Source organism: Pseudomonas sp. MNR3A, assembly GCF_009650575.1.
Taxonomy (GTDB): Bacteria; Pseudomonadota; Gammaproteobacteria; order Pseudomonadales; family Pseudomonadaceae; genus Aquipseudomonas; species Aquipseudomonas machongensis.
Map to the genome: position 1 here is coordinate 18506 of NZ_VZZS01000028.1, position 23507 is coordinate 42012.

21 protein-coding genes and 1 pseudogene are annotated in these 23507 nt (G+C 63.4%); 10 read left to right on the forward strand and 12 right to left on the reverse strand.

The annotated features are described in order from the left end of the window. Positions 1–286 precede the first annotated feature (286 nt). Positions 287–1237: an alpha/beta fold hydrolase gene (locus F6X62_RS18590; protein WP_153774368.1), complete on the reverse strand. Its 951-nt coding sequence runs from the start codon at positions 1235–1237 to the stop codon at positions 287–289. 42 nt (positions 1238–1279) lie between these two features. Beyond that, the gene (locus F6X62_RS18595) at positions 1280–2500 is read right to left on the reverse strand and encodes an MFS transporter (RefSeq protein WP_371926322.1); all 1221 of its coding nucleotides are present in this window, start codon (positions 2498–2500) and stop codon (positions 1280–1282) included. A 183-nt stretch (positions 2501–2683) separates the two neighbouring features. On the opposite strand from F6X62_RS18595, the gene F6X62_RS18600 reads away from it, so the two are divergent. Then, positions 2684–3316, forward strand: coding sequence for a TetR/AcrR family transcriptional regulator (locus F6X62_RS18600; protein ID WP_153774369.1), 633 nt, complete (start codon positions 2684–2686; stop codon positions 3314–3316). Here the strand turns inward: F6X62_RS18600 and F6X62_RS18605 are convergent, their stop codons facing one another. The 3 genes from F6X62_RS18605 to F6X62_RS18615 form a co-directional block, all read right to left on the reverse strand. Further along, on the reverse strand, positions 3317–3973 hold the full coding sequence (locus F6X62_RS18605; RefSeq protein ID WP_065861374.1) for a hypothetical protein: 657 nt from the start codon (positions 3971–3973) through the stop codon (positions 3317–3319). It abuts the gene before it with no gap. A gap of 104 nt (positions 3974–4077) precedes the next feature. After that, on the reverse strand, positions 4078–5475 hold the full coding sequence (locus tag F6X62_RS18610; RefSeq protein ID WP_153774370.1) for a heavy metal sensor histidine kinase: 1398 nt from the start codon (positions 5473–5475) through the stop codon (positions 4078–4080). After that, positions 5448–6143: a heavy metal response regulator transcription factor gene (locus tag F6X62_RS18615; protein ID WP_054892930.1), complete on the reverse strand. Its 696-nt coding sequence runs from the start codon at positions 6141–6143 to the stop codon at positions 5448–5450. The genes F6X62_RS18610 and F6X62_RS18615 overlap by 28 nt, the downstream gene beginning before the upstream one ends. 195 nt (positions 6144–6338) lie before the next feature. On the opposite strand from F6X62_RS18615, the gene F6X62_RS18620 reads away from it, so the two are divergent. The 3 genes from F6X62_RS18620 to F6X62_RS18630 all read left to right on the forward strand — a co-directional run bounded on the left by F6X62_RS18620 (position 6339) and on the right by F6X62_RS18630 (position 8408). Next, positions 6339–6950 carry a hypothetical protein gene (locus tag F6X62_RS18620; RefSeq protein ID WP_112897657.1) on the forward strand — a complete coding sequence of 204 codons (612 nt, stop codon included), beginning with the start codon at positions 6339–6341 and terminating at the stop codon, positions 6948–6950. A gap of 76 nt (positions 6951–7026) precedes the next feature. After that, positions 7027–7647, forward strand: coding sequence for a cytochrome b/b6 domain-containing protein (locus F6X62_RS18625; RefSeq protein WP_065861378.1), 621 nt, complete (start codon positions 7027–7029; stop codon positions 7645–7647). Further along, a complete protein-coding gene (locus F6X62_RS18630; protein WP_063543553.1) occupies positions 7644–8408 on the forward strand; it encodes a molybdopterin-dependent oxidoreductase in 765 nt (254 codons plus the stop codon). Before F6X62_RS18625 ends, F6X62_RS18630 begins: the two co-directional genes overlap by 4 nt. On the opposite strand, the gene F6X62_RS18635 is transcribed toward F6X62_RS18630, so the two are convergent. Continuing rightward, positions 8378–9289, reverse strand: coding sequence for a LysR family transcriptional regulator (locus F6X62_RS18635; protein ID WP_153774371.1), 912 nt, complete (start codon positions 9287–9289; stop codon positions 8378–8380). The two genes, F6X62_RS18630 and F6X62_RS18635, sit on opposite strands and share 31 nt — an antisense overlap. 413 nt (positions 9290–9702) lie before the next feature. Here F6X62_RS18635 and F6X62_RS18640 point away from each other — a divergent pair, with 413 nt between their 5' ends. Next, on the forward strand, positions 9703–10593 hold the full coding sequence (locus F6X62_RS18640; RefSeq protein ID WP_153774372.1) for a LysR substrate-binding domain-containing protein: 891 nt from the start codon (positions 9703–9705) through the stop codon (positions 10591–10593). Between the two features lie 123 nt (positions 10594–10716). Here the strand turns inward: F6X62_RS18640 and F6X62_RS18645 are convergent, their stop codons facing one another. Next, entirely contained in the window at positions 10717–11748 is a 1032-nt protein-coding gene (locus F6X62_RS18645; RefSeq protein WP_153774373.1) for a D-cysteine desulfhydrase family protein, read from the reverse strand. Between the two features lie 101 nt (positions 11749–11849). Between F6X62_RS18645 and F6X62_RS18650 the strand changes: the two genes are divergently transcribed. Next, the gene (locus F6X62_RS18650; RefSeq protein ID WP_153774374.1) at positions 11850–12731 is read left to right on the forward strand and encodes a LysR family transcriptional regulator; all 882 of its coding nucleotides are present in this window, start codon (positions 11850–11852) and stop codon (positions 12729–12731) included. Between the two features lie 46 nt (positions 12732–12777). After that, positions 12778–12927, forward strand: a pseudogene (locus F6X62_RS18655) (IS630 family transposase); the annotation flags it as partial. Positions 12928–13047: 120 nt separating this feature from the next. Here F6X62_RS18655 and F6X62_RS18660 read toward each other — a convergent pair. From F6X62_RS18660 to F6X62_RS18670, 3 genes are all read right to left on the reverse strand, one after another. Further along, positions 13048–13572 (reverse strand): Bro-N domain-containing protein, encoded by a 525-nt coding sequence (locus F6X62_RS18660; RefSeq protein ID WP_178117568.1) that lies wholly within the window; start codon positions 13570–13572, stop codon positions 13048–13050. 193 nt (positions 13573–13765) lie between these two features. Then, the gene (locus F6X62_RS18665) at positions 13766–15016 is read right to left on the reverse strand and encodes a ribonucleotide-diphosphate reductase subunit beta (protein ID WP_054892954.1); all 1251 of its coding nucleotides are present in this window, start codon (positions 15014–15016) and stop codon (positions 13766–13768) included. Between the two features lie 235 nt (positions 15017–15251). Continuing rightward, positions 15252–18131, reverse strand: coding sequence for a ribonucleoside-diphosphate reductase subunit alpha (locus tag F6X62_RS18670; protein WP_054892920.1), 2880 nt, complete (start codon positions 18129–18131; stop codon positions 15252–15254). Positions 18132–18835: 704 nt separating this feature from the next. On the opposite strand from F6X62_RS18670, the gene F6X62_RS18675 reads away from it, so the two are divergent. Then, complete coding sequence (locus F6X62_RS18675; RefSeq protein ID WP_054892919.1) at positions 18836–19537, forward strand: response regulator transcription factor; 702 nt, start codon at positions 18836–18838, stop codon at positions 19535–19537. Then, on the forward strand, positions 19534–21138 hold the full coding sequence (locus F6X62_RS18680) for an ATP-binding protein (RefSeq protein WP_063543563.1): 1605 nt from the start codon (positions 19534–19536) through the stop codon (positions 21136–21138). The genes F6X62_RS18675 and F6X62_RS18680 overlap by 4 nt, the downstream gene beginning before the upstream one ends. Positions 21139–21141: 3 nt before the next feature. Here the strand turns inward: F6X62_RS18680 and F6X62_RS18685 are convergent, their stop codons facing one another. Beyond that, entirely contained in the window at positions 21142–21843 is a 702-nt protein-coding gene (locus tag F6X62_RS18685) for a 4'-phosphopantetheinyl transferase (protein ID WP_153774376.1), read from the reverse strand. A gap of 83 nt (positions 21844–21926) precedes the next feature. After that, positions 21927–22718, reverse strand: coding sequence for a dienelactone hydrolase family protein (locus tag F6X62_RS18690; RefSeq protein ID WP_153774377.1), 792 nt, complete (start codon positions 22716–22718; stop codon positions 21927–21929). A gap of 136 nt (positions 22719–22854) precedes the next feature. Between F6X62_RS18690 and F6X62_RS18695 the strand changes: the two genes are divergently transcribed. Further along, positions 22855–23460, forward strand: a complete 606-nt coding sequence (locus tag F6X62_RS18695) for an outer membrane protein (RefSeq protein WP_153774378.1) — start codon at positions 22855–22857, stop codon at positions 23458–23460. Positions 23461–23507 lie beyond the last annotated feature (47 nt).

Here is a 23507-nt window from a genome sequence, read left to right on the forward strand (position 1 = left end):
TACAACTGCGGCGATTATTAACAACCGATGAAAACGCTGTCAACGCTTTTGCGCAAAGGAATTGATGGGCTATACCGAGTGTTTCAGAGGTTTTTTTTGCCAAATTGCAAAGGAAGGGCTCTAGATCGGTTACGGCAAAGAGATCCTATAACTATGATTTGTCTTCCGAAGTCCCATTGCTTTTTTCGCGGGTAAACACCTGCACCCCCGGTACAAGCTGGCCCCATCCCTATGGAGCGGGTTTACCCGCGAAAAGCACAATTGCCCTACTGCCGATCAATCCCTGTCATGGCGCCAACAGGAAGCCTGTCACCTCGGCATTGAGGGCGCCTCTGCATTCCTCCGGTAGCCAGTGCCCGCAGCCTTCCAACACTTTCCCGGTCACATCGGTGCCGTAGCGGCGCATCTGCTCGGCCTGGAACTCACCCAGGCCACCGTTGCCGCCACCACCGATGGCCAACGCCGGAATGCTGATGCGGGTCTTGCTCAGTTGCTTGTTGTCGCGGGCATTCTGGTTGAGCACGCGGTAGTACTCGAACGCTGCGTTGAGGCTATGCGGCTTGGCGTACGACTTGGCATAGAGATCGAGCAACTGCGGTGTGAACACTGAAGTATTGGTTGCGTGCTGCTTGATGAAATGCTCGAAGAACACCCGCTCCTTGCCAGCGATCAGCGTCTCGGCCAGGTTGGGCTCGGCGGCGAAGAAGCTGAAATGCCAGACCAGCGACTCACCCTGCGGCGTGAAGGCGGGGAACTGGTAGAGACTGTCGTCGGGAATTGGCGCTTCCATGTAGATCACCCGACGGATGTTCGCCTGGTTTTGTACCAGCATCGGGAAGGTGTTCCAGATACCGATGTCGTGGGCCACCAGGTCGAACTTCTGGCCATTGCTCATCTGTGCGGCGAGCTTGTACAGCAGCGGCGCCACATCCGTTGCGCGATACGACGGCGGTGTCTGCGACTGGCCAAGGCCAGGCAGGTCTGGCGCGACAACGGTGAAGTGCCTGGCGAGTTCCGGCATCAGTTGGTGCCATTCGTACCAGGTCTGGCCGAAGCCGTGGACCAGGTACACCAGGGGCCCCGAGCCGCCCTTGACGTAGTGCAGCTTCACGCCATCGACGGTCTGGTAGTGGCTGGTGAAGCCTTTGGGGACTGGGAACTCGTCGGCGGCGTGGGCGCCGACGGCAAGCGTGGTGGCGGCAGTCAAGGCCAGGGAGCGCAGTAATTGGCGAAGCATGGTGATGAACCTCTGGGTGGTTGGAAATCGTGGCTTGATCGTTCAGTGGCCGCTGGCCAGGCTGGCGCCGGCAGCGCGCGCGCCGGGGCGAAATCCGTGTGAGCGGGCAGTCCAGGCAATGGCGAAGGCGATCAGCAGCAAGATGAGTACGGCAGGTGCGAAGGCGCGTGCGCCCCAGCCGTCGAGCAGCGCGCCGCCCAGCAGCCCGGCGCCGGCGATGGCGCCATTCCAGGCGACGACGTTCATCGACAGCGCCACATCCGCGCCGTCGCCTGCGCTATCGGCAAGGGCGGTCTGCAGCAGCGTCGCGGCGCCGCCGAACGACACGCCCCAGACCGCGATGCCGACGAGCACGGCGAAGGGCGCGCTCGACAGCCAGACGAACATCAGTGCGACCAGCGCAAATGCGCCAAGGCTGCCCAGCACGGCGCTGCGCAGATGCCGATCGACCAGGCGCCCGGTGATGGCGATGCCGACAAGCGCCGCAACCCCGAACACCAGCAGCACCAGGTCGACGCGCTCGAGCAGGCCGGCCTGGGCGGCGAATGGCGCGACGTAGGTGTAGAGGATGTTGTGCGCCAGCATCCAGGTGATTACCGTGGCCAGGACCGGTCGTACGCCCGGCGTGCTCAGCACGCGACGCAGCGGCATGGCCTGGCGATCGGTCTGGCCTGGGTAGTCCGGCACTTTCGCCAGCACCCAGACGATCAGCACCAGGGTGAGGGCCGACATGATGGCAAAGGCACTGCGCCAACCCACTGCACTGCCGAGCCAGGTGCCCAGCGGCACTCCCAGCGAGAGCGCAATCGGCGTGCCGACCATGGCAATCGCCATGGCCTTGCCCTGCTGGTGCGGCAGAACCATCCGCCGGGCATAGCCCGCCAGCAGGCTCCAGGCCAACCCCGCCGAAGCTCCGGCAAAGAATCGGGCGACCAGCGTCAGCCAGATGTCGGGTGAAAGGGCGGTGAGCGAATTGAACACCAGGAAGCCGATGATCGTGGACAGCAGCACGCTGCGACGCTTCCAGCTTCGGGTCAGGATGGTCAGCGGGATGGCGGCGACCAGCGAGCCCACTGCATAGGCGGTGACGGTCTGGCCAGCCATTGCCGAGGTGATCGACAGGCCGTCGCTGATCTGTGGCAGCAGGCCTGCGGGCAGGGTTTCGGTGACGATGCAGATGAAGCCTGTCATCGCCAGGGCCAGCAAGGCAGAGACCGGCAAGGGCTCGGCCGTGTCGAGCGTGGTGGCGGTAGAAGAGGTCACGAGAGCTCCTGTGATTGCTGGTTAAAATATATCGATCGATACATAAGTGAGGCAGCACTCACCCGACGGCATCGAGCCGCCCTAGACTTAAATATCGATCGGTATATAAATTAGGAGCGCTCGCGTGTCGTTGTCAATGACTTATGTATCGAATAGTATCTATGTCATTTGGAGGAGTAGTTGATGGCGCGGATGGGCAGACCCAGAACCTTCGACCGCGATAACGCGATCGACCAGGCCATGCACCTGTTCTGGGAGCACGGCTACGAATCCACATCGCTGGCGCAATTGAAGGCGGCGATTGGCCCAGGCATTTCCGCGCCCAGCTTCTACGCAGCCTTTGGTTCGAAGGAGGCGCTGTTCCAGGAATGTGCCCAGCGCTACCTGGCAACCTATGCGCAAGTCACCGAATGCCTGTGGAACCTGGACCTGCCACCGCGTCAGGCGCTGGAGCAGGCATTGCGCCAATCCGCCCGCATGCAGTGCGAGGACGGTCACCCGAAGGGCTGCATGGTCGGCTTGGCAGTGATGAGCGCACCCTCTGCGGAACTGGCGCAGGTCACCGCACCCTTGAACCGCTCCCGGGCACGCACCCGCGCCGGTATCGCCGGCTGCATCAGCCGTGCGCTCGCAACGGGTGAGCTGCGCCAGGACGTTGATGCCCAGGGGCTCAGCGTGATGTTCGACAGCTTTCTGGTCGGGCTCTCGACCCTGGCGCGGGACAACATCGGCATCGAAGCGATGGAGCGTGCGATCACCCAGGTGATGCGGCTGTGGGACCTTTCCACGACGGGTGTGCAAAGCACCGCGTCGTGATCATTCGAGCACTTGAACATCCAGTGCCTGGCACAGGGCACGTAACTTTGGGGTCAGGTTGGCTTCCCGGATCGGCTCGAGAGCGTCGTGCTGTTTGTAGTACTTGGCGTAGATGGCTTCAGTCACAGGCCTCTGCTCACCCTCGGCGTTGAGCTCGATATCCGAGAATTTCACCACGCCAACCGGATTGAATCCGGCCCGCTCGACCATCTGCTGCATGCCGCGGGTCTTCGTGGTGACGTAACCCCAGGCCATCGCGATGTCCAGCTTCGCTGCCAGCGCATCGATGGCGTAGCCTGCGAACAGCGTGGCGCCGGTGCCCCTGTGTTGCGGTGCACACGCACCGAACTTGTTGAACAGGGTGCGGTTGACCAGATTGATCTCCAGGCACATGACGCAGATCATCTCGCCCTCGTAGACCCCGACGTAGACGATGGTGTCCTTGTCGGCTTCGCCGGCGAGCGACACGTTCTGCAAGTAGTACTGCGGGTCGCTGAAGACCCGACCGATCCCCACGCCCACATCCGGGTGCCAGCGCCTGACCAATTGGCTCAGCCGCTCGACATCGCTGCGCGCCAATTGACGGTAGCTGTATTGCGCCGGGGTGACAGTGTTCTCGGGCAGCTCGTGCAGGTCTGGCCAGATCCTTTCTTGCATGTGTTCACCTTGTCTTGGACAGAGAGATTGCGACAGCGCCAAAAAAGACTACCTTCCAGATGGTAGGCTGGTCAATTCATAGCGAGGCTAACGCACAGGTGCGCTCAGCCTCGCGTCGGGAAAAACAATATGAAGCAGACGGTGCCCGGCTGGGGCTGCTCCACGCTAGCCGTTCCTCCGTGCAACTGCATGATCGCGGTGACGATCGCCAGCCCCAGCCCATTGGAGTCGGAACGCTCATGGCGCGAGGCATCGCCGCGGTAGAAACGGTCGAACAGCTTGCCCAAGGTGGCTTCGCCCAGCGTCGGGCCCTGGTTCTGCACCTCGATGCGCATACCGTTCTCGACGGCACGCACCTGCATCAGGACGGTGCTGCCCTCATCGGCATAGCGGATCGCGTTGGCCACCAGGTTGCTCAACGCCCGGCGCAGCAGCAGAGGGTCGGCCAGCACCGTACCGTTGCCCGAGGTCTGCATCGACAGTTGCCGCTCTTCGGCGAGCCCTTCGAAATACCCCGCCACGCGCTGCAGTTCATCGTGCAGCGACAGCTGCTGGCGCTCCAGCACGGCCTGCGCTTCGTCGGCGCGGGCGAGGAACAGGATGCTCTCGACCATCCGCGAGATACGCTCCAGCTCCTCGAGGTTGGATGCCAGCAGGGCCTGGTATTCATCTTCACTGCGTGATTGGCGCAAGGCCACCTGGCAATGCCCCATCAGCGAGCCCACGGGGGTGCGAATCTCGTGGGCAAGGTCGGCGGAGAACTGGTTCAGGCGCTGGTAGCCGGCGGCGAGGCGGTCGAGCATGGCGTTGTATGCGTGGCTCAGGCGCAGCAGTTCGACCGGCGTGTCGTCGCTGTCCATGCGGCTGTCCAGCCGCTGTGGGGTGATCCTTGCCGCGTGCGCGGCCATCTTGCGCAACGGGCGCAGGCCACGGTACAGCGACAGGTAGCCCAGCACTGCCGTCAACAGGAACGCCAGGCCTGCGGCCAGGTAGATGCGCTGGCGGAAGGCTTCGAGCATGGCCATTTCCTTGGTCATGATGTGCGCCGCCGTAAGCCTTACCTCACGACCGCCGGAGATCGTCATCACGCTGGCTGCACGCAACGGCACGCCAGCGGCGGTGGCGCCGTCGCGCAGGTCGTTCACCTTCAATGGCGTGTCGGGGCCGACCTCGTCCAGTTGCGGCAGCACGGCCTTCAGCGGATTGACCTTGATCAGCGGTACCTGCCCAGGCTCTTCGATGATGAAGATGTCCTCTTCATTGTTGAGCATGTTCTCCAGGATCTGCGGGTTGACCCGCAACCTGTCCAGCTCCAGGTCATAGCGCAGCAGCTTGCGAAAATGATCCAGGCGCCCGAGCACCGAGTAGTCGGTGCTCTTCATCACCGAGACGCGCATCGAGTCGTACAGGTACAGGCCGGCCCCGGCCACTACCAGCATTGCCACCAGCGCAAACGCCAGGGTCGAGCGCAGGGTCAGGGACGGGGCGCGTCGTCGGCGCATGGCCGTACCTCGCAGACATAGCCGATGCCGCGCACGGTATGGATCAGCTTCAGCGGATAGGGCAGGTCGATCTTGTTGCGCAGCCGCTTCACCGCCACGTCGACCACATTGGTGTCGCTGTCGAAATTCATGTCCCAGACCTCCGAGGCGATCTGCGCCCGCGACAGCACATCGCCTTCGCGACGCAGGAACAGGTGCAGCAGGGCGAATTCCTTGTTGGTCAGCGCGATCACCTGCTGCTGGCGCGTGACCCGTCGGCGGATCAGATCCAGTTCCAGGTCGGCGAGGTGGAAATGATCGGCCTCGCGCACCACGCCCCGGCGCAGGATGGTGCGGATGCGCAGCAGCAGTTCGGTGAAGGAGAACGGCTTGACCAGGTAGTCGTCGGCGCCGAGCTCCAGGCCACGGATGCGGTCCTGCAACTGGTCGCGCGCAGTGAGAAACAGCACCGGCACGTCCTGCCTTGCGCGCAGCAGCTCGATGATCTGGAAACCGTCGATGCCCGGCAGCATCACATCCAGCACGATCAGGTCGTAGGGCGTCTCCAGCGCCTGGTGCAGGCCATCGGCGCCGTGCTGGGTCCAGTCGACGTTGAAGCCGGATTCGCCGAGGCCCTTTTTCAGGTACTCGCCGGTCTTGGTGTCGTCTTCGATCAACAGGATATGCATGGGGGCAGGGCTCGGGCCTCGGGTGGCGGGCAGGCGAAGAGGCAGTGTAACCAGCACGGCAAGCTGCTGTCGGTTACATTTCTGTCATTTGGCGGTGCCGAGGACGAATGACAGAAATGTAATCGGCCGGTCATTCGGAGGTCCCGAGGCGACACCAAAGATAGCGGCACTTCAAACCGCTGAGGATGTGTCGCAATGAAGACCAAGACTGCCCTGTCCACCGCGTTCGGCCTGTTGATGGCCGGCGCCACCGTGCTTGCCAGCGCCGCCGACATGCCTGTGATCAAGCCACTGCGTGGCGTGATCGAAGATGTCAGCAGCAACACCCTGACCTTCAAGACCCGCACCGGCGCGCAGCAGACCATCGGCCTGACCGACAAGACCGGCGTAGTCCGCGCCTCCAAGGCCGACCTCGCCTCGATCAAGACCGACAGCTTTGTCGGTTCTGCCGCCATTCCCCAGGCCAACGGCACCCTCAAGGCCCTGGAAGTGACAGTCTTCGACGCCAGGCTCAAGGGCAGCGGCGAAGGCCATTACGGCTGGGAGAACGCCGACGGCAGCACCGGCACCATGACCAACGGCACCGTGGGCAAGCTCTCCAGCGCCAATGGCCGCACGCTGACCGTCAACTACAAGGGCGGCGAGAAACAGCTGGTGGTGCCGGATGACGTGCCGATCGCCTTCGTCGAGCCAGGCAGCGCTGCCGAGCTGGTCAAGGGCGCCAAGGTCGTGGTGTTCCCGGCTGAAGACGGCAAGAACGCACGCGGCATCGCCGTCGGCAAGGACGGCTTCCAGCCGCCGATGTAACCACCTCGGCCGCCCAGAGGCAGCGCCACGACCGCTGTCGCTGGGCGGCTGCCGTGGCCTTCGCGAAGGGGGCAGTATGAAGAACACCCGCATTCATTCCTGGCCGATCCGCCTGATGCACTGGCTCAATGCCCTGTGCATGGTGTGCATGTTCATGAGCGGCTGGGCGATCTACAACGCCTCGCCGCTGTTCGGTTTCAGGTTTCCCGCCGAACTGACCGTCGGCGGCTGGCTCGGCGGCTCGCTCGCCTGGCATTTCGCATTCATGTGGCTGCTGGCGATCAACGGCCTGGCCTATGTGCTCCATGGCCTGCTCAGCCGGCACTTCCAGCGCGACCTGCTACCGGTTTCGCCCCGTGCCGTGGCGCGTGACATGAGCGCTGCGTTGCGCCTGAAGCTGGTACACGAAAAGGGCGTCTACAACGCGGTGCAGCGCCTGATGTACTGGTTGGTGCTGGCGGCCGGTGTGTTGATCGTGCTTTCGGGGCTGGCGATCTGGAAGCCGATTCAGCTCCAGCAACTGACCGCCTTGTTCGGCGGCTACGATGCCGCGCGCTACGTTCACTTCGCCGCGATGGCGGCCATCGGTGCCTTCGTCGTGGTGCATCTGGTGCTGGTGTTGCTGGTGCCCAAGACCCTGTTGCCGATGATCACTGGCGGCACGCGGCCGATTCGAATAGGAGACCGCCAGGCATGAGCGCTTCGAAAAAAGGCCCGCGCATCCAGCTCGAGCCCGCCCAACGCCTGCAACTGGAGAACATCCAGCGGCGCAACTTCCTGCGTGGCGGGCTCACGGTCGGCGCAATGGCGATGCTCAGTGGCTGCAACCTGCAGGATGGCGATCAGGTCGACCGTGTGCTGTGGGCCATGTCGCGCTGGAACGATCGGGTCCAGGCCTGGCTGTTCAGCGGCCAGCGGCTCGCCCCGACGTTCAGCAAGGCGCAGATGACCCAGCCTTTCCCTTTCAACGCCTATTACGGACAGGACGACATTCCCGAAGTGGACCTGTCCGACTACGCCCTGAGCGTTTCGGGCCGCGTGCGCGACAAGTCGCCCTGGACCCTCGACGGCCTGCGCAAGCTGCCCCAACGCACCGACATCACCCGGCTGGTCTGCGTGGAGGGCTGGAGCGCGATCGGGCAGTGGGGCGGCGTGCCGCTGCGGATTTTTCTCGAACATATCGGGGCAGACACCACGGCCAAGTACGTCGGCTTCAAATGTGCCGATCGCTATTACTCCAGCCTGGACATGGCCACCGCGCTGCATCCCCAGACCCTGCTGGCGCTGGATTATGGCGAAGTCGCACTGCCGCCGGAGTATGGCTATCCGCTGCGGCTGCGGGTACCGACCAAGCTGGGGTTCAAGAACCCCAAGCACATCGTCGAGATCTACGTCAGCAACGATAATCCTGGCGGGTATTGGGAAGATCAGGGGTACAACTGGTTCAGCGGGATCTGATCCAGGCCTCGATACTGGTCCGCCCGCAGCATCTCGATGTAGCGCTGCACCGCCGGCGCCTTTTCGAAGCGGCGATGCAGCAGGGCCAGGCACGAGCGCGGTTGGCAATCTTCGATCGGCCGGTAGTTGACCTGCGGCAGGCTGACCCGGCGCACCATCGACTCCGGCACCACCGCGATGCCCTGGCCCAGCGACACCAGGGCGACCACCGCCACCAGGCTGCCGGGTTGCGGTCCCAGATGGGGGGTGAAGCCGCCCTGCGCGGCGACCGCCAAGGTGCCGGAGATCTGCTCGGGCAGGATGAAGGTTTCCCCGGCCAGCCGTGCGGCATTGATCTGCGGCAGTTCGTTGAGGCGGGAGCTGGAGGGCAGGGCGAGGACGAAGCCTTCTTCCAGCAGCGTGATGGCGTTCAGTTCTTCTGGCAGCTCCATGGGCATTCGTACATAGGCGAGGTCAAGCAGCCCGTCACGAACCAGCTCGGGCGAGGCCATCATGCCCACCTCGCGAATATTGAGCTGGACGCCGGGGCAGGATTGACTGAAGTGCGTCACCTGCTGCTGCAAAAGCCCCGAGTACGCCGCAGAAGCCACATAACCCAGCTCGATACGCCCCACATCACCCCGCCCGGCCCGCTGCGCGCCAAGTTGCGCAGCATCGAACTGGCGCACCGCCTGCAACGCCTCGACCCGCAGCGCTTCACCCGCCGCGGTGAGACGCACGGCCCGCTGGCTGCGCTGGAACAGACGCACACCCAGTTCGTTCTCCATGTCCTGGATCTGCCGGCTCAGCGTTGGCGGAGCGATGCCCAACTGCTCTGCGGCACGGGTGAAGTGACCGTGCTGGGCAACGCTCAGGAAGTAGCGGAAATGGCGGATTTCCATGGGTGCTTGTCGGCTCCGGGACGCGTAACGGTGCTTTCACGCTACAAGGCCGTTGGTCCGGGTGCCAAGTGCCTAGGTAAAAAAACGGCGTGAAATTCGCACTTCACGCCGTGGCCGCACAGGGCGCGGCCCAATCACTTCGAACGGCTCAGCCTCGGGTGCTCGTTGTGCGCATGCTCTGCGTCAACCCCGCGCCTGTGCCGCTTCGAAGCATCCCGATGCACACCAGCGACAGTGCGATCGCCAGTCGACGGACAGCCGATACTGCGGTCTTTATCAAAGATCTGGATGGGGTGTTCATGATGAGTCCTGGCCAATGTATTGATGACCGTTCAATGCTACGGCTGGCGATCATTGTGATTCGTGAGTAATTGATGTTTACTGATCATATTTCGTGATGAGTTGAGATCCCCATGTCTTCGTATCCTTCGTCGTCGGCACTTGCGCTGGATATCGTGCTGTTGCGTACCTTCCTTGCGGTGGTCGACCTGCGCGGTTTCGCCGCTGCGGCCGATCGTCTGGCGCTGACGCCGTCAGCGGTCAGCGGCCACATCAAGCGCCTGGAGGAGAGCCTGGGGACGCGCCTGTTGCAGCGCACCACCCGCCAGCTGGACATGACGCCAGCCGGAGAGACGCTCTACACCTACGCCCGCAATATCCTCGACCTGGAGCAGGAGGTGCGGGCGCGCCTGCGAGGTGAGTCGTCCGCCGGGCGTTTGGTGATCGGTGCTTCCGAAGACTTCGCCGGCACCTGGCTTGCGCAGGTGCTACAGGTGTTTCGCCGGGGGCATCCGGGCATCGCCATCGAGCTGCGGGTGGGCATCACTACCGAACTGCTGCGCCAACAGGCGGAGGGTGAACTGGATGTGGTGTTCGGCAAGCGCTGCGCACGCATCGAAGACGACAGTGAACTGCTGTGGGAAGAGCCTCTGGTGTGGGCCTTCGCCGAACACACCGCCTTGCCGTCCGATGAGCCCGTGCCGCTGTCGGTGTTTCCCGAGCCGTGCGTGTACCGCGAGTCGGCGATCAATGCCCTGGCGGCGGCGGATATCGACTGGCGCCTGGCGTTCGAGAGCCGCAGCATGGCCGGTTGCCTGGCTGCGGCGCAGGCAGGCTTCGCCGTCAGCCCCGTGGCGCAGAGCCAGTTGCGCCACGGGCTGCGTGCGGTGGACGAAAGCGAAGGCTTGCCGCCGCTGGCGATGGCACGTTTCCACGCCTTCACCGGCAAGCCCACGCCGATGACCCGCGCGCTGGTCGATGCCGTGCGCGAGGTGGGGCGCAGGCGCCGTTTTGCCAGCGACTGACGCGTATCATCGCCCGGCGTCGTGTTGCGTGCAGAGGGAGGTATCAGCACGCCCCCGGCGATGCCGGGGAGTGAGATGTCTTGTTGGAATGGGGGGCGTGCGGTTAGGTAGTCAGCGAGTCGATCAGGCGTCTTGCAGGGCATCGCGATAGGCGAACAACCCAGGTGTTCCGCCGGTCATGACGAACAGCAGGTTGTCGCCGCGCACATAGCGGTCGCTCTGCAGGTCGGCGATCAGGCCGGCGAATGCCTTGCCGGAATACACCGGGTCCAGCAGCAGGCCTTGGTGTCGGGCCATCAGGCGCAGGGCATTGAGCATCTCGGGAGTCGGTAGCCCATAGCCTTTGCCAAGGTAATTGCCATCCACCTCGATGTCGTGCGCTTCGATGTCGGCTGGCAGGCCGAGCAGGGTTTGGACATGGTGTGACAAATCCAAGGTCTGGCGTTGTGCAGTGCTCGCGTCTGCCAGTACCGCGTAGGACTTCACCAGGTTGGCGCCACGTCCGAGAGCGGCGAATCCTGCACTGAGGCCGGCATGGGTGCCGGAGCTTCCGTTGGCCGTGAACACCCGCGTGAACTGCAGGGCCAGGGCCTGCTCCTGCTCGGCGATTTCCTGTGCGGCCCTGACATACCCCAGGCAGCCCAGGGCGGTAGAGCCGCCGGTAGGGATCACCTTGACCTTGTGGCCCGCCTTCTCCAACTGCGCTGCACGCAGTTCGGCCCAATGCAGCGCGCTGATCCCGTCGGGGCTGATATGCACCTTGGCGCCAAAGAGCTCGTCCAGCAGCACGTTGCCGCTGTGCTCGTATTCTTCACCCTCCTTGGCGACTGCCCGCGACAACACCAGTTCGCAGGGCAGGCCCAGTGATGCGCAGGCGGCCGCGGTCAATCTCGCGTGGTTGGACTGCAGGCCTCCGACGGTGATGACATGCTCGATGCCGTCATGCAGGGCTGCGCCCAGCAGAAATTCGAGCTTCCTCAGCTTGTTGCCACCGCCACCGAGCGCCATGAAGTCGTCCCGCTTGGCGAACAGACGAATACCACGCACCTCAAGCCCCAAGACCTGTTCCAGCGCGACGAGGCGTTGAATGGGCGTGGCCTGTTCGATCAAGCACTTGCGTGGGAACTGTTCGAGCAGGGAGGTGAGCGTCCTCATGATGAAGCACCGTGGTTGTGAGTTGACGACGACACGTTATTGGAAAATTATTTGTTAATAAATAAAGGTATTGTTCAATTAATTTTAACTGAGAGTTAAATATGGATCGTCTGCGCGCAATGGAAGTCTTCGTCACCGTGGTGGAGCAAGGCAGCTTCAGCGCGGCTGCCGAGCATCTGCGGCTGTCGACCGTGATGGTCAGCAAATACATCCGTGGGCTGGAAGAAACGCTGCAGGTGGAGTTGATCCAGCGCAGTACCCGGCGCATGCGTGTCACCGAGGCGGGAAGGGTGTTCCATGAGGAGTCCCGGCAGGCGCTGGAGCAGGTGCGCCGGGCCTACGAGCAAGTCGAGAGCTTGCAGAAGGCACCCAGCGGCCTGCTGCGAATCAGTGCACCGATGACCTTGGGCTCGGCGCTGGTGGCGCCGATCGTGGCGCAGTTTCTGCGTGAGCATCCGCAGATGCGCGTCGATCTGGTCCTGAGCAACACTGTAGTCGACCTCATGGCCGAGGGTTTCGACCTGGCGTTTCGTATCGGCGAGCTGGGAGATGTCGATCTGGTCGCCAAGCCGCTGCGCCCCTATCGCATGGTGATCTGTGCGGCCCCGGCCTATCTGAACGAACAGGGTTGGCCCACGGTGCCGGCCGATCTCGGCAAGCACCGCTTGCTTGTTCACTCCAGTTGGACCCATCGCTTTAGCTGGCCGCTGCAGGACGCCGGGCGTGAATACTCCTGGCCGGAACACTGGACGCTCAAGAGCAACGACGGCCAGGCGCTGCGCCTGGCTGCGATCAGTGGCAACGGCATCCTCATGCAGCCGGAATTCCTGGTGGCCGATGACCTGCGCGAGGGGCGGTTGGTCTCGTTGCTCGAACCCTTCCTGCCGGCGACTCGGCCGGTCAATCTGGTCTACCTGCGCCAGCGCAGCGCGTTGTCCAAACTCGACGCCTTCGTGCGTTTCGTGATGCAGCGCGCGGCCTAGCTGTAGTTGGCTTTGAACGTTCCATTGTCGGCGCTGTGGTAGTTGACTGAAGCGTCGCCATAGAAGTACGGAGTTTCTCGCTTTCCTCAAAGAGGTAGACGCCAACGTACCAGAGGACATGCCTGTTCACCTGGTAATGGACAACTACGCGATACTCAAGACCGACAAGGTGAAAGCGTGGTTGACAGCGTATCCGTGCTGCTCAGGATGACACCCGGTTGGCCGGTGTTCGCGGTAGTTCCGAGCCCGGATAAAACCGCTCCAGCAGGGGGGGGGCTGCGAACTTTCCGGCATCTGCGAAATACTGCAAGCTCAGCTAAACCCCATGCAGTCGCAAAGCCCGCTGGGCGCATTCCATCCAGCTCATCCTGCGCTTCACCGTCACCTCAGCCTCATCCCCAGCTAGCATCACCGGCATATCCCGCATCTTCATCCAGGGCTCGCTCTGCCAATAGAGCAATGTCGCCGTCCGCCCTCCAGGCCAGCACATCTGACCCAGTCGCGGCGCTTCATCCCCATTCATCTGCCCATCGCGCAGCACTGCCACCACCTCGTGGGTCAGCCAGTGCCGCAAGTGACGGTTCTCCGGAATGTGATGATGGGCCAGTAGGGTGTAGGCCCCGGACTCGCTGACCATGGCGGTTTTCTGATACTTGCCGTAGCGCAGCAGTTGCACGGTGCGATGCTGGTCCGGGTCGAGCTTGCGGATGCCGTGTTCGTCGAAGAAACGCCCGGTCATCCGACCGAGTTCGTGGGCGCAGAACCAGGCTTGGGATTCGAGCCAGAGGGTGTGGAGGTGACGGTTGTGGCGGGTGAAGAGGGTGGGGGAGCAGTAAGTCATGATGGCTATCCAGACCAGGAAAAGCCGTTTCTAACGGGAACGGGATTCCGCCATGTGAGCGTTCTTAGCGCTCCGACAAACTACTTGGATTGCCGTTGGGCAATTAGCGAGATGCGTGTAGGAGATGTCCTGACCTGAAATTCGGGCAATAAAAAAGGCTGCCCGAAGGCAGCCTTTCCGAATCGCCAGGCGATCAATCCCAGCTCAACGCCCCACCAGTCTGATACTCGATCACGCGCGTCTCAAAGAAGTTCTTCTCTTTCTTCAAGTCCATGATCTCGCTCATCCAAGGGAACGGGTTGGTCGTCCCTGGATACTCTTCCTTCAGACCAATCTGGGTCAGGCGACGGTTAGCGATGAACTTGAGGTAATCCTCCATCATCGCCGCGTTCATCCCCAGCACGCCGCGAGGCATGGTGTCGCGGGCGTATTCGATCTCCAGCTGGGTCCCTTGCAGGATCATCTGGGTCGCTTCTTCCTTCATCGCCGCATCCCACAGGTGCGGGTTCTCGATCTTGATCTGGTTGATCACGTCGATACCGAAGTTCAGGTGCATCGACTCGTCGCGCAGGATGTACTGGAACTGCTCGGCAACGCCGGTCATCTTGTTGCGGCGGCCCATCGACAGGATCTGGGTGAAGCCGCAGTAGAAGAAGATGCCTTCCAGTACGCAGTAGTAGGCGATCAGGTTGCGCAGCAGCTCTTTGTCAGTTTCGACGGTGCCGGTGTTGAACTCCGGATCCGAGATGGCGCGGGTGTACTTGAGGCCCCAGGCGGCTTTCTTCGCGACCGATGGGATCTCGTGGTACATGTTGAAGATCTCGCCTTCATCCATGCCCAGCGACTCGATGCAGTACTGGTAGGCGTGGGTGTGGATCGCCTCTTCGAAGGCCTGGCGCAGGATGTACTGGCGGCACTCGGGGTTGGTGATCAGGCGGTACACGGCCAGGGCCAGGTTGTTGGCAACCAGCGAGTCGGCAGTGGAGAAGAAGCCGAGGTTGCGCATCACGATGCGGCGCTCGTCTTCGGTCAGGCCGTCCATGCTCTTCCACAGGGCGATGTCGGCGGTCATGTTGACCTCTTGCGGCATCCAGTGGTTGGCGCAGCCGTCGAGGTACTTCTGCCAGGCCCAGTCGTACTTGAAAGGCACGAGCTGGTTGAGGTCGGCGCGGCAGTTGATCATGCGCTTCTCGTCGACCGCGACGCGGGCCGAGGAGCCTTCGAGCTCGGCCAGGCCTTCGGCGACGTCGAGAGCGTCGAGGGCAGCCTTGGCGCGCTTGACCGCGTCGGAGTCGGTCGCGGTGGCGGCGCGGGCTTCCAGGGCGGCGGCACCGCCGGCGCTGTCGAGCTTGTCGAGGGTGGCGCTGGCATTGGCCTGCGCAGGGGTGTTGCCTTTGGCGGCGACTTCGCCGTCTTCCTTATCGAATTCGTCCCAGCTCAGCATGGTGAGGTTCTCCTGCTTGAGGGCCATCTATGGAGTATGGCCGGTGGATCTTGGTTGCGGTGCGGTGCACGCAAATCGGAAGCGCCCTTTGAGGGCTGGCCGCTGCACTGGGCAGCGGCTTTTATGTCTGTCTGCAGGAGAGGTGGTAGCCTCTTCGCGGGTAAACCCGCTCCTACAGGGTGCTGTGCTGTGGCACAGAAAGTTGAGGCTTCCCGGGGGAAGCCTCAGCCAAGCCTTACTGGCAGGCTTCGCAATCCGGCTCGTCGATGGCGCAGGCCTTCGGTACCGGGGCTGGGCCCGCGGCCTGGACCGGGGCGCTGTCGCCGCCGCTGGAAACGGCGTTGAGCTTGCCGGTGTTGATGGTCGACTTCTCGGTGCTGGTCGCGGCCAGGGCACGGAGGTAGTAGGTGGTCTTCAGACCACGGTACCAGGCCATGCGGTAGGTGACGTCCAGCTTCTTGCCCGAAGCGCCGGCGATGTACAGGTTCAGCGACTGGGCCTGGTCGATCCACTTCTGGCGACGCGAGGCGGCATCGACGATCCACTTGGTGTCGACTTCGAACGCGGTGGCGTACAGGTCCTTCAGCTCTTGCGGGATACGCTCGATCTGCTGCACCGAACCGTCGTAGTACTTCAGGTCGTTGATCATGACCGAGTCCCACAGGCCACGGGCCTTCAGGTCGCGGACCAGGTACGGGTTGATCACGGTGAACTCGCCCGACAGGTTCGATTTGACGTACAGGTTCTGGTACGTCGGCTCGATCGACTGCGACACGCCGGTGATGTTGGCGATGGTTGCGGTCGGCGCGATGGCCATGATGTTCGAGTTGCGGATGCCTTTCTGTACGCGCTCACGGACCGGAGCCCAGTCCAGCGACTCTTCCAGGTTGACGTCGATGTACTTGGCGCCACGGGCTTCGATCAGGATCTGTTGCGAGTCCAGCGGCAGGATGCCCTTGGACCACAGCGAACCCTGGAAGGTCTCGTAGGAGCCGCGCTCATCGGCCAGGTCGCACGAGGCCTGGATGGCGTAGTAGCTGACCGCTTCCATCGACTTGTCGGCGAACTCGACGGCAGCGTCCGAGCCGTACGGGATGTGCTGCAGGTACAGCGCGTCCTGGAAGCCCATGATCCCCAGGCCGACCGGGCGGTGCTTGAAGTTCGAGTTCTGTGCCTGCGGCACCGAGTAGTAGTTGATGTCGATCACGTTGTCGAGCATGCGCACGGCGGTCTTGACGGTACGCGCCAGTTTCGCGGTGTCCAGCTTGCCATCGACGATGTGGTTCGGCAGGTTGATCGAACCCAGGTTGCACACGGCGATTTCATCGGCGTTGGTGTTCAGGGTGATCTCGGTGCACAGGTTCGAGCTGTGGACCACGCCCACGTGCTGCTGCGGCGAACGCAGGTTGCACGGGTCCTTGAAGGTCAGCCATGGGTGGCCGGTCTCGAACAGCATCGACAGCATCTTGCGCCACAGGTCTTTGGCCTGGATGGTCTTGAACACCTTGATCTTGTTGTACTCGGTCAGGGCTTCGTAGTACTCGTAGCGCTCTTCGAAGGCCTTGCCGGTCAGGTCGTGCAGATCAGGAACTTCGCTTGGCGAGAACAGGGTCCACTTGCCGTCGTCGAAGACGCGCTTCATGAACAGGTCCGGGATCCAGTTGGCGGTGTTCATGTCGTGGGTACGGCGACGGTCGTCACCGGTGTTCTTGCGCAGCTCGAGGAATTCCTCGATGTCCAGGTGCCAGGTTTCCAGGTAGGCGCAGACCGCGCCCTTGCGCTTGCCGCCCTGGTTGACCGCAACGGCGGTGTCGTTGACCACTTTCAGGAACGGCACGACGCCTTGCGACTTGCCGTTGGTGCCCTTGATGTACGAGCCCAGGGCGCGTACCGGGGTCCAGTCGTTGCCCAGGCCGCCAGCGAATTTGGACAGCATGGCGTTGTCGTGGATGGCCTTGTAGATGCCCGACAGGTCGTCCGGAACGGTGGTCAGGTAGCAGCTGGACAGCTGCGGACGCAGGGTGCCGGCGTTGAACAGGGTCGGGGTCGAGGCCATGTAGTCGAACGACGACAACAGGTTGTAGAACTCGATCGCACGGGCTTCGCGGTCTTTCTCCTGCAGCGCCAGGCCCATGGCGACGCGCATGAAGAACACCTGCGGCAGCTCGAAGCGCACGCCATCCTTGTGAATGAAGTAGCGGTCGTAGAGGGTCTGCAGGCCCAGGTAGGTGAACTGCTGGTCACGCTCGTGATTGATGGCCTTGCCCAGGCGCTCCAGGTCGTAGCCCTTCAGTGCTGGGTCGAGCAGCTCGAACTCGACGCCTTTCTCGACGTAGGCCGGCAGGGCCTTGGCGTACAGCTCGGCCATTTCGTGGTGGGTGGCGCTGTCGGCCACGCCCAGGAAGCCCAGGCCTTCGGCGCGCAGGGTGTCCATCAGCAGGCGGGCGGTGACGAACGAGTAGTTCGGCTCGCGCTCGACCAGGGTACGGGCGGTCATCACCAGGGCGGTGTTGACGTCCTTGATGGCCACGCCGTCGTAGAGGTTCTTCAGGGTGTCGCGCTGGATCAGGTCGCCATCGACTTCGGCCAGGCCTTCGCAGGCTTCGCTGATGATGGTGTTCAGGCGTGCCATGTCCAGCGGCGCCAGGCTGCCGTCGGCCAGGGTGATGCGGATGCTTGGGTGCGGCTCGACCACGGCGTCGGTGTGGGCGCGGGTGGCGCGCTCTTTTGCGCGCTGGTCGCGGTAGATCACGTAGTCACGGGCGACTTTCTGCTCGCCGGCGCGCATCAGGGCCAGTTCGACCTGGTCCTGGATTTCTTCGATGTGGATGGTGCCACCCGATGGCATGCGGCGCTTGAACGTGGCAGTGACCTGCTCGGTCAGGCGCGCGACGGTGTCGTGGATGCGCGACGAGGCGGCGGCGGTGCCACCTTCAACTGCAAGGAACGCCTTGGTGATGGCAACGGTGATCTTGTCGTCGGTGTAGGGGACGACAGTGCCGTTGCGCTTGATCACACGCAGTTGGCCCGGAGCGGTCGCAGCCAGATCCTGGTTCGAATCAGCGGCCTGCGGCGCCTTGGCCTGCGGGTTCTCGCGAGTTGTGTCGGTTTGCATGGGTGTCTCCACAGTTTCTATATTGTTCAGGCGCCTTGTGGGCGCCCACCGTTCCATCCATCAGTTCGACCGGCCCAGGCGGGGGATGCCACGCGCACGTGCATCCGCCCGCTCGGGCTCACCGACTTCGGGACAGACTCAGGAATAAGGGGCAATCACTTGCCGCTCCCTGGCCGAAGTCAAAGATTCTGGGTCACGCCCAAAAACTGTTGCTGTCGGGTGCCAGGCGATGCCTGCAACACCCATACCCGAACAAGGCCCTGACGGGCTTGCCTCGGTCGCGCCTCCGCAGGAGCGGTTTGGCTGCTGAAATCACCGTAAGTTCCGGCTGAAAAAACGCTTGAGTTTCTGCCTGGACTTGTGTTTGTGATTTGGGGCGAAGCCACAACATGTAGTGGTTCGCTGCAATGGGGATACAAGATAATGCGGTATTGGGGTCTTTGCAAGGCGAGCCGCTGTGGATAACTTGTGAGTACTTTGTGTGTGAAAGGTGGGTATTCGCTGTAGGCCTTGTCGCAAGAGGTTTTTGCCGGTTTCAGGCCTGTGACAGAATTTTTCGCGTGGTTGGCAGTGCCTGGGGCGGGACGTAGTATCCGGGGGATATGTTGCCCTTTGGTGAAGGGCGGCAGCAGCCCCATCGTGGGGCAAGCCTGCACCCACCGTAGCGCACCGACACCAAAATCATGAACAAGAGGTGACCGGCGATGGACCAGCCCAACAACCGCATCCTGATCGTCGAGGATGACCAGCGCCTGGCCGAACTCACAGCCGAATACCTGCAGGCCAATGGCTTCGAGGTGGCGGTGGAGGGCGATGGCGGGCGGGCGGTGCGGCGCATCATCGACAGCCAGCCTGATCTGGTGATCCTCGACCTGATGCTCCCCGGAGAGGATGGCCTGAGCATCTGCCGGCGGGTGCGCGGGCAGTTCCCCAACCCCATCCTCATGCTCACCGCGCGCAGCGATGAACTCGACCAGATCCAGGGGCTGGACCTGGGGGCTGACGACTATATCTGCAAACCGGTGCGCCCGCGCCTGCTGCTGGCACGCATCAACGCGCTGTTGCGCCGCAGCGATGCGCCGCAGGGCAAGGGGCACGACCTTAGTTTTGGAGGGCTGCGCATCGACAACCGCCTGCGCGAGGCCTGGCTGGGCGAGCAGCCGATCGACCTGACCGGTGCCGAGTTCGACCTGCTCTGGCTGCTGGCCAGCAACGCCGGGCGGGTGCTGTCGCGCGAGCAGATCTCCACCTCGCTGCGCGGGGTGGGCTATGACGGCCAGGATCGCTCCATCGATGTGCGCATCTCCAAGATTCGCCCCAAGATCGGTGACGATCCCATCCACCCGCGCCTGATCAAGACCCTTCGCAGCAAGGGTTACCTGTTCGTCGGCGATGCTACCCCATGAATTCGATCTTCCTGCGCATCTATGGCGGCATGCTCGCGGTGCTGGTGCTGGTCGCGGTGCTTGGCGTGCTGAGCCTGCACCTGGTCAACGAGGTGCGCGCAGGCCAGCACCGCGAGGGCCTGGCGCAAGGCACCTTCAGCCTGATGGCAGACAACCTGGCGATGCAGAACGAGGTGGAGCGCAAGCGGTCGCTGGTGATCTGGGAACGCTTGCTCGGGGTGCCGCTGGACCTGGCGCCGCTGTCGATGCAGACCCTCGATGCCGGGCAGCGCAGCCGCCTGGCGCGTGGCCTGGTGGTGGTGGAGAAGACCGGCCCGCATGCGGCCAAGGTCTTGCGCCAGGTGGCGCACGAGGATGTTGTGCTGGTCGCGCAGGTCAAGCAGGTCAGCGAGCAGTTGGCCCGTGCCACGCTTTATCTGTTGGCTGACGAACTGGTGCGCTACCCGGTGACCGAGCAGCAGCAGCGGTTGGCACAGATCAGGCAGAGCAAGGGGTTCGGCTTCGACATCGCCCTGCAGCGGATCGAGCGGGTAGGGCTGGACGACGATCAGCGGCGCCGGGTAGAGGAAGGCGACACGGTGATGGCGCTGGGGCGCGATGGTGATTCGATCCGCGTATTCGCCGGTTTGTCCGGCTCGCCATGGGTGCTGGAAATCGGCCCGCTGTACCAGCTCAACCCTTATCCACCGCAATTGTTGATCCTGATCGCCTTTCTCGGCCTGTGCCTGATCGGGTTGGTGGTGTACCTGCTGGTGCGCCAGCTCGAGCGCCGTGTCTCGGGGTTGGAGATGGCGGCCTCGCGCATCGCCCAGGGCAGCCTGGAAACCCGCGTGCCGGCGGGCGATGCAGACTCGGTCGGGCGTCTGGCGGCGGCGTTCAATGGCATGGCCGAGCATTTGCAGCGTTCGCTGAGCATGCAGCGTGAGCTGGTGCGGGCGGTGTCCCACGAATTGCGCACGCCGGTGGCGCGCCTGCGCTTCGGCCTGGAGATGATCGAGAGCGCCAGCACCGAGCAGGCGCGGAGCAAACACCTGGCGGGCATGGACAGCGATATCCAGGACCTGGACCGGCTGGTCGACGAGATGCTCACCTACGCGCGCCTGGAGCAGGGCGCGCCGGCCCTGAAGTTCCAGCGGATCGACCTGGACAGCCTGCTCGATCGGGTGATCGATGAACTGGCGCCGCTACGCGCGGATGTGCGGGTGACTCGCGGGGCGTGTGAGCTGGGCGAAGACCAGTTGGCCTGGGTCGAGGCCGAACCGCGCTACCTGCATCGAGCACTGCAGAACCTGGTGAGCAATGCCATGCGCCACGCCGAGTCCGAGGTGCGCCTGAGCTTTCAGCTCGGCCAGCAACGTTGCCGCATCGAGGTCGAGGACGACGGTCCGGGGATTCCCGAAGGCGTCTGGGACCGCATCTTCACGCCCTTCACGCGCCTGGACGACAGCCGTACCCGCGCCTCGGGAGGGCATGGCCTGGGCCTGTCGATCGTGCGGCGGATCATCTATTGGCACGGTGGACGGGCGCAGGTGGGGCGCAGCGAGGCGCTGGGTGGCGCCTGCTTCAGTCTGAACTGGCCACGACAGCAGGCGCCGGGGTGAGGCTCAGGCGCTGATCAGGCTGAGCAGGTGGCCGTCCTGCAGGCAGAACTGGCCATCCAGTTCGCGGCCGTGGTGCCACTCGCTCGACAGGTCGGTGAGCAGGCGCAGGCGTGCGTGGCCCGCGGCGTCCCACTCCAGCACTTCAGCGTGTTCGAAGTAGAAGCGCTTGAGGGTCAGGGGGTAGAGGGCCTTGAACAGGCTTTCCTTGAGCGAGAAGGTCAGCGTCACACCGAGGCCAATCCTTGAACGGTCCAGGCGCTGCAACTCGTCGGCGGTGAGAATCTCGCCCGCCAGGCGCTCGGCGCGCTCGTCGTCGAGCAGGCTTTCCTGATCCAGGCCGATGCCCTGGCAGGCGCCTTCATGGGCGACCACGGCAGCGGCCCAGCCCTGGCCATGGGTGATCGAACCTCGGATGCCGGCGGGCCAGACCGGTGAGCGGTCTTCGTGGCTGTCCGGAACATAGTCGCGGCCATCCAGGCGTTGCAGTGCCGCGCGGGCACAGACTCGGCCGGCCAGGTACTCGGCCTGACGCTTGGCCACCGAGCGCTGCAGGCTGGGGCTCTGCGCGATGCCGGCGCGCTGGAAGTCGTCGGCGGCCAGGCGCTTGGGGTCGAAGGCGCAACTGACCAGCACCGCGCCGGGGAGGGGCTGGGGTAGAGGCCAGTGGTGCTGGAGTGGGGTGCAGCAGGTGGGGAGTCTGTCCATGGGCGGTATTGTGCCAGTTCCGGCCCTTTCGCGGGCAAGCCCGCTCCTGCAGGTGCGCAAAGAATTCGTAGGGGCTTGGGCCCCTACTTGAACGCCTGCTTGAAGAACGCCTGCATGTCCTTCCAGGAGCTTTCATCTGCCGCCTTGTCATAGCCGATGTCCGGCCCGCCATGCGCGCCATGGCTCAAGCGGTCCGCATCCGGGTTGGTAAAGCCATGCTTGGCCCCGGGAATGCCAACGAACTGCATGTCTGCTCCGGCATCCTTCATTTCTTTCTTGAAGGCTTCGACCTGTTCGGCCGTGACCATGCTGTCGGCCTCGCCATGCTCGACCAGGATCTTCGCCCTGACCACGTCCGGTTTGGCCGGTGTCTGGGTGACCAGCGCGCCGTGGAAGCTCACCACGCCATCGAGCTTCTCGCCCCGGCGTGCAGCGTCGAGCACTACCTTGCCGCCGAAGCAGTAGCCGACGGCGCCCAACTGGTGCTTGTTGGTGTTGGGTTGCAGCTTGAGCAGTTCGAGCCCGGCGTCGAAGCGTCGCGCCGCTGCTGCTGGATCCTTGAGCGCTGCCGCCATGAACGCCTGGGCGTCCTGCGGGTGCTCGGTGTGCTTGCCGTCGCCATACATGTCGATGGCCAGCGCGTTGTAGCCCAGCGCCGCGAGGTCGCGGGCGCGGCGCTTGGCGTAGTCGTTCAGCCCCCACCATTCATGCACCACGACCACACCGGGGCGCTTGCCCTCGATGGCGTCGTCGTAGGCGTAGTAGCCGATCAGCGCAGTGCCGTCGGCGTCCTGGTAGCGGATCTCGCGGGTCTGTACCGCCGCCTGGGCGAAGGCGGCGCTGCACATCAGGGCCAGGGCAAGCAGTGAACGCATGAGGGGGTCTCCAGGAAAGATGCAGCCGTATCGGGTTCGTTCAGCCAAGGTTCAGCCGGGGTTCAGGAGCGGTTCAGGGCGCCCTGCTTACTCTAGCCCCCAGACCGAAACAGCGCACCTACTGGAGTAACAAAGCATGAAAGCACTCAACACCCTGATGGTCGCCATGGCTGTTTGCGCAGCTGGCGTTACCGCCACCGCCCAGGCCGACGACACCTTCGCCAGCCTGACCTACGGCCAGACCAGCGACAAGGTCCGCAAGTCCGGCCTGCTGCAACGCAACACCGACAACTTCAACGCCGACGGCATCATCGGCAAGGACAGCACCTGGGGCCTGCGTGTCGGCCAGATCAACGATCAAGGCCGCTACTACCTGACCTACGACAACGTTTCCGGCGATCACAGCGGCGTCAAGCTGCGTCAGGAAAATCTGCTTGGCAGCTACGATGTGTTCCTGCCGATCACCGACACCACCAAGCTGTTCGGCGGTGGCAGCGTGGGCGTCACCAAGCTGACCCAGACTTCCTCCGGTTATAGCCGCGACACCGACTATGGCTACGCACTCGGCCTGCAGGCCGGTGTTCTGCAACAGGTCACCGACAATACCTCGGTGGAACTGGGCTACCGTTACCTGACCAGCAATGCCGCCACCGAACTGTCTTCGCACGGTGGCCCGAAGGATGGCACCCTGCGCCTGAAGAGCAGCGCCCAGACCTACCTCGCCGCCAGCTACAAGTTCTAAGGTCGAGGCTCATCGAACCGGCAGGGGTTTCCCGTGCCGGTTCGCTG